Annotated in this window: 4 protein-coding genes and 3 pseudogenes; all 7 read right to left on the bottom strand. The window is 54.4% G+C overall.

Features of this window, described 5'->3' with window-relative positions; genetic code table 11:
* Window positions 1-64 precede the first annotated feature (64 nt).
* Entirely contained in the window at window positions 65-655 is a 591-nt protein-coding gene (locus tag DM373_RS28880; protein ID WP_157966904.1) for a hypothetical protein, read from the bottom strand.
* Window positions 656-660: 5 nt separating this feature from the next.
* Window positions 661-1,680: pseudogene (locus DM373_RS28050) on the bottom strand (RHS repeat-associated core domain-containing protein); the annotation flags it as partial.
* 7 nt (window positions 1,681-1,687) lie between these two features.
* Window positions 1,688-1,867, bottom strand: a pseudogene (locus tag DM373_RS29895) (DUF2345 domain-containing protein); the annotation flags it as partial.
* Between the two features lie 19 nt (window positions 1,868-1,886).
* A complete protein-coding gene (locus tag DM373_RS28060; protein ID WP_110996576.1) occupies window positions 1,887-2,297 on the bottom strand; it encodes a hypothetical protein in 411 nt (136 codons plus the stop codon).
* 51 nt (window positions 2,298-2,348) lie between these two features.
* Window positions 2,349-2,589: pseudogene (locus tag DM373_RS29900) on the bottom strand (hypothetical protein); the annotation flags it as partial.
* A 140-nt stretch (window positions 2,590-2,729) separates the two neighbouring features.
* Complete coding sequence (locus tag DM373_RS28070) at window positions 2,730-3,137, bottom strand: hypothetical protein (RefSeq protein WP_110996577.1); 408 nt, start codon at window positions 3,135-3,137, stop codon at window positions 2,730-2,732.
* Window positions 3,138-3,145: 8 nt separating this feature from the next.
* On the bottom strand, window positions 3,146-4,630 hold a 1,485-nt coding region (locus DM373_RS28075), incomplete at its 5' end, for an RHS repeat-associated core domain-containing protein (RefSeq protein ID WP_208642835.1).

Genomic DNA, 4,630 nt, shown 5'->3' on the forward strand with positions numbered 1-4,630 from the left:
AGATGCCGGTCAGCTTGAGCCCTTGAGAGAGACTCGCACTTTTGTCTCTAAAGGCAACCGTGCGTCATGGCTGTAAAACATCTCGCCTTCTTAAGTACGTGAGCAGTCGGTGAAGAGCCACCACCTTGCCCCTATCTTGCGTCGTTGTAACTAAAATGCGAGACATCGATTTCCTAATTGAGTTTACAGCAGCCCCCTCATTATTCAGGAGCTGATCCGACTCCAAATCCCGCACCTCGTATGCCGTCCCTGAGCGGTTCGCAGAGAATCTTACTATCGAATTACCTCCAACCACCACCGCCCCATCAAGAGCACCCTCGTGCAAATAAAATTCCACACTTAGGTTTCGTGAAAGAATCCTTTTCAGCAAAGGAACTAGTCGAACACCCGGCGAGAGAGAAATACCACAACCACTCTCTCCCCCATTGAAAAAATAGCGCTTTAGTGTCACATCCACGGAACGCACGAAATGGGTAGCGAGATAGTCTTTCTCATAGAGACAAAAATCATCTGCGTCGCCAACCATATCAAAATTTTCCGCTTTAAGCTCAGCCTCGCCAAAGCTTGTCAAACCAAACGTCTCAGCTTTGATGCTTGACGCATCAATCAAATAGCTCAAGCACAGTTCAAAAACATTACATTTCAAGTAACTCATCTGCCTTACCTCTTGACAGGGTTTGTTCCACTGCCGTGGTGCGTTTGTAGAATACCCTTTACCTTCGTGAGCTCATCCACTCGATTGGATTTAGGGTTCTCATCGATACCTGCCTGCGCTGACTTGGCAAGTCGATCTACGTTTTTTGAGTCATCGAGATGCTCTGAGATGGATTCACAAGCATTGCGCCATTGAGATGGTGACATATCTCTAGTTGCCTTATCAGCAGGCGCAAGCTTTACGCTTTTACCATCCGCATCAGGTTGCAAGGTGATATGTCCACCTTTTCTGGGCAAACCTGGCCCATCAACATTCACATGCACACCACGAGCGAGCACATCTTTACCAGCGGTGTTGGCCCCCACGTTATATTTACTTTTGGCTAGACCAAGAGGGTCAGTCCAGGCTATTGGGTTACCAGCGTACTCGAATAGGTTGAAACCACCGCCGTAACTTATAGGGTCCTGATTCACGAACCGCCCAACCATCGGATCATAGTACCGATAGCGGTTGTAATGCAGCCCCGTCTCGTGATCGTGGTACTGCCCCTGGAAGCGAATCGGGTTGGTCATCCCAACCTGCTTGGCCCACTCCGAGCGCACCTCGCGCACTTCACCCCAAGCCTTGTATTGACCGGCCCACGCCACCTCACCGTTGTGGTCGGTAAGCTCCATCGGCGTACCGAGGTGGTCGCATTGGTACCAGGCAATGGCGTCGATCGGTTGCGGTTTGACCTCGTGCTGCCACAGCGGGTCCTGATCGAAGTCGTACTCCCGGCCGCTCCAGTCCGGTTGGCGCAGCAAGCGAATCGGCTCCTTGCGCAACGCCTGAGCAACCGGCACAAAGTTGCCCGGCTCGTACAGGTAATGCACCGTGCGCCCGGTCTCGCCTTCGTCCTGCGGCGGCGAGCTTTCCCAGGCGAGGGTATCGCCGTCCCAGCCATAAAGGGTGTAGCCGCAGCTCAGTTCACGTTAGCGCTTGGCGCGTTGCATCTGGTTCCAGCCACTGCCGGCACGCGGATCGTCCTGATGAGTCGAGCTTGGCCAGCAGGTTGATGTTGTCCTTCAAGGCGCGGATGTCGATGTCGCCGGAGGCCGATACCAGCTTCCAGCCCAGGCTCTGCACGAACAGGCGCATGCCTTGGCTGGCGCTGGCCAACAGGCGTTTGCCGGCGGCCAGGCTGGTGTGCCCGGTGCTGCTCAGGGCGAGGTGCGGCTAGGTGTAGCTCGGCTCAAGCAGAACTTAATTGCACTCTTGCTTTTCCAATCGCCTCCGATAGCACATGAGAATCAGCGGCTGTTAGTTTCAGGCTTCTTATCTCACCAATCATAGCCACCGCACGATCTAACGCATCGAGCAACATATCTATCTGTCGAGTGCAGCTTGCATCCTTAAACTCATAAAATGGAATCTGCACGCGCGCCTCTACAGTTTTTCTAGCCTTGTGGTAACGCTTAACGTCAGGATAATAAGCAATCAATTCATCAGGCATCAAAATTGCAATAAAAGTTAGTTTTTCGGCGCCACACTCAAGAACAACACCTTTCAGCGACTGCACCATAATCGGTTTTATTTTATTACGCGCAACATGCTCCGCATCCCCCACAAGCGCATGTAACTCACTGGTCATCCCTAGCAACATACCCACCTCAATAGTCGCTCTCTGGTAGCAGAGGATCGCATCGATTTGTTACGGTTTGATCTCTTGTTGCCACAGCGGATCCTGATCGAAGTCGTACTCACGATCGCTCCAGTCGGGCTGGCGCAGCAAACGGATCGGGCTCCTGCGCAACGCCTGGGCGACCGGCACGAAACTCCCCGGCTTATACAGGTATACCCCGTGCGCCCGGCCTCGCCTTCCTCCTGCGGCGACGAGCTTTCCCAGGCGAAGGTATCTCGTGCCTACCGGAAAGGGTGAAGCCACAGCCCAGTTTCACACTGGCACGAGGGGGCGACCTAATGGGGCGCAGTGCAGTTCAGAGCTTCGTAGCTATAGCCGACCAAGCAGCACTGCCAAAGTACGCGATCGATAACACTAACACTCGGGTAAGTTACACCAATCAGGGTTTGCCAATTAGGACAATAGCTCTGCTCGTGCTTTCTCAACTGCCTCTTTAAGCACACAGGTATCACCATGCGTAATTTTTAAACTTTTCAGCCCCTCCATCATATCTACAGAGCGAGACAATGCATCTAGCATCATACTTACCTGCCCCGGAACATCGGCCTCATTAAAATCATTAAGGGGAAGCTGCACACGAACTTCGATTACTTTTTTTGATTTATGGTATCGCCTGACCTCAGGATAGTCACCCACTCTATCATCAGGCATCAGTATTGAAATGAAGCTCCACCTATCAACCTCGCAATCAAGATTGACCTGCTCTAACAGACGCTCGATAACTGGCTCTATTTTATTTCTAGCAATAAATTCCGCATCCCCCACTAGGGCATGCTGCTCACTAGACATCCAAAAATTCATACCAACTCCTAGTAATCACTTTTGTTCAATGGTGGCCGTTTCCCTTCTGGGTGCGCCGCCTTGTAGGCCAAAATCTTCTGGTGTTGCCAAGCATGCATTTCCCTCTTTGTTCCCTTGGCCTCTTCCCGCATATAGACATTGTTATCTCGGAGGTATTCTTCGGTGTAACGGCGCTTACCCATAGTGGTCTCGCCATACTTCATGATTTCATTAGTATTTCTGTCACGCAACGTGTACCCAATTGCAGGCTTAGTCGAATTGAGACTATTCCCATGGGTACCATCCGATTCACACGGGCATGGCTTGGATGGATCTTTCCCCGCCCCGAACTTACCACCCGCCTGACGCGGTTGCCCTTTCCACAACCCTAACGGGTCGACCCACTCAACAGGGTTCGGCGCATACGCAAACAGGTTCAAGCCACCGGTGTAACTGATCGGGTCCTGGTTGATGAACCGCCCAGCCCTCGGATCATAGTACCGATAGCGGTTGTAGTGCAGCCCCGTCTCATGGTCGTGGTACTGCCCCTGGAAGCGGATCGGGTTGCTCAACCCAATCTGTTTGGCCCACTCCGAACGGGTTTCCTTGATCTCACCCCAGGCCTTGTACTGCGCCGTCCACGCGACCTCGCCAGTGTGGTCGGTCAGCTCCATCGGCGTGCCCAGGTGGTCGCACTGGTACCAGAGGATTGCATCGATCGGTTGCGGTTTGATCTCTTGTTGCCACAGCGGATCCTGATCGAAGTCGTACTCGCGATCGCTCCAGTTGGGCTCGCGCAGCAAACGGATCGGGCTGTTGCGCAGTGCCTGGGCGACAGGCACGAAACTCCCCGGCTCATACAGGTAATGCACCGTGCGCCCGGTCTCACCTTCGTCCTGCGGGGGCGAGCTTTCCCAGGCCAGGTTGTCGCCATCCCAACCGTACAAGGTGTAGCCACAGCCCAGTTCACGCTGGCGTTTGGCGCGCTGCATCTGGTTCCAGCCACTGCCGGCACGCGGATCATCCTGATGATGCGCGGTGGAGTGCTTGTGCAGACGGCGGCCCAGGGCGTCGTAGCTGTACACCACGCTGAGCTTACTGTCATCGAAGCGGCTCAGGCGGTCGAACAGGTCCCAACCGAGTCGGGCTTGTTCGCCGTTGTGCATACGATGGATCAGGTTGCCGCGTTCGTCGTACTGGTAATGGGTCCCGGCGTATTCACGCAGCAGGTTGTCCATCAGCTTGTTACGGCGCGGATCGCTTTCCAGCGGACGATTGAGCTCCTGGGTCTTGTCGTCGAGCACGTTGCCGGCCGGGTCGAAAGCGAAGGTCTCGATACCGAGGCGGCTGGTGGCTTGCAGCAGGCGCCCGACCGGGTCGTACCGATAGGCCAGGTGGCCACGACGGGTATCGTGGATATCGGTCAGTTGGCCCACGGCATCGTACTGATACTGACGCTTGAGCAAGGTGGCCTTGCCGTCATGGCTGCCCAGCAACTGCTCCTGCAGACGCCC

The organism is Pseudomonas sichuanensis (assembly GCF_003231305.1).
Lineage (GTDB): Bacteria > Pseudomonadota > Gammaproteobacteria > Pseudomonadales > Pseudomonadaceae > Aquipseudomonas > Aquipseudomonas sichuanensis.

What these genes read in the sequence shown, in the direction of transcription:
- DM373_RS28880 (WP_157966904.1), bottom strand. Translation starts at nt 655, where the DNA reads ATGAGTTACTTGAAATGTAATGTTTTTGAACTGTGCTTGAGCTATTTG.
- DM373_RS28060 (WP_110996576.1), bottom strand. Translation starts at nt 2,297, where the DNA reads ATGTTGCTAGGGATGACCAGTGAGTTACATGCGCTTGTGGGGGATGCG.
- DM373_RS28070 (WP_110996577.1), bottom strand. Translation starts at nt 3,137, where the DNA reads ATGAATTTTTGGATGTCTAGTGAGCAGCATGCCCTAGTGGGGGATGCG.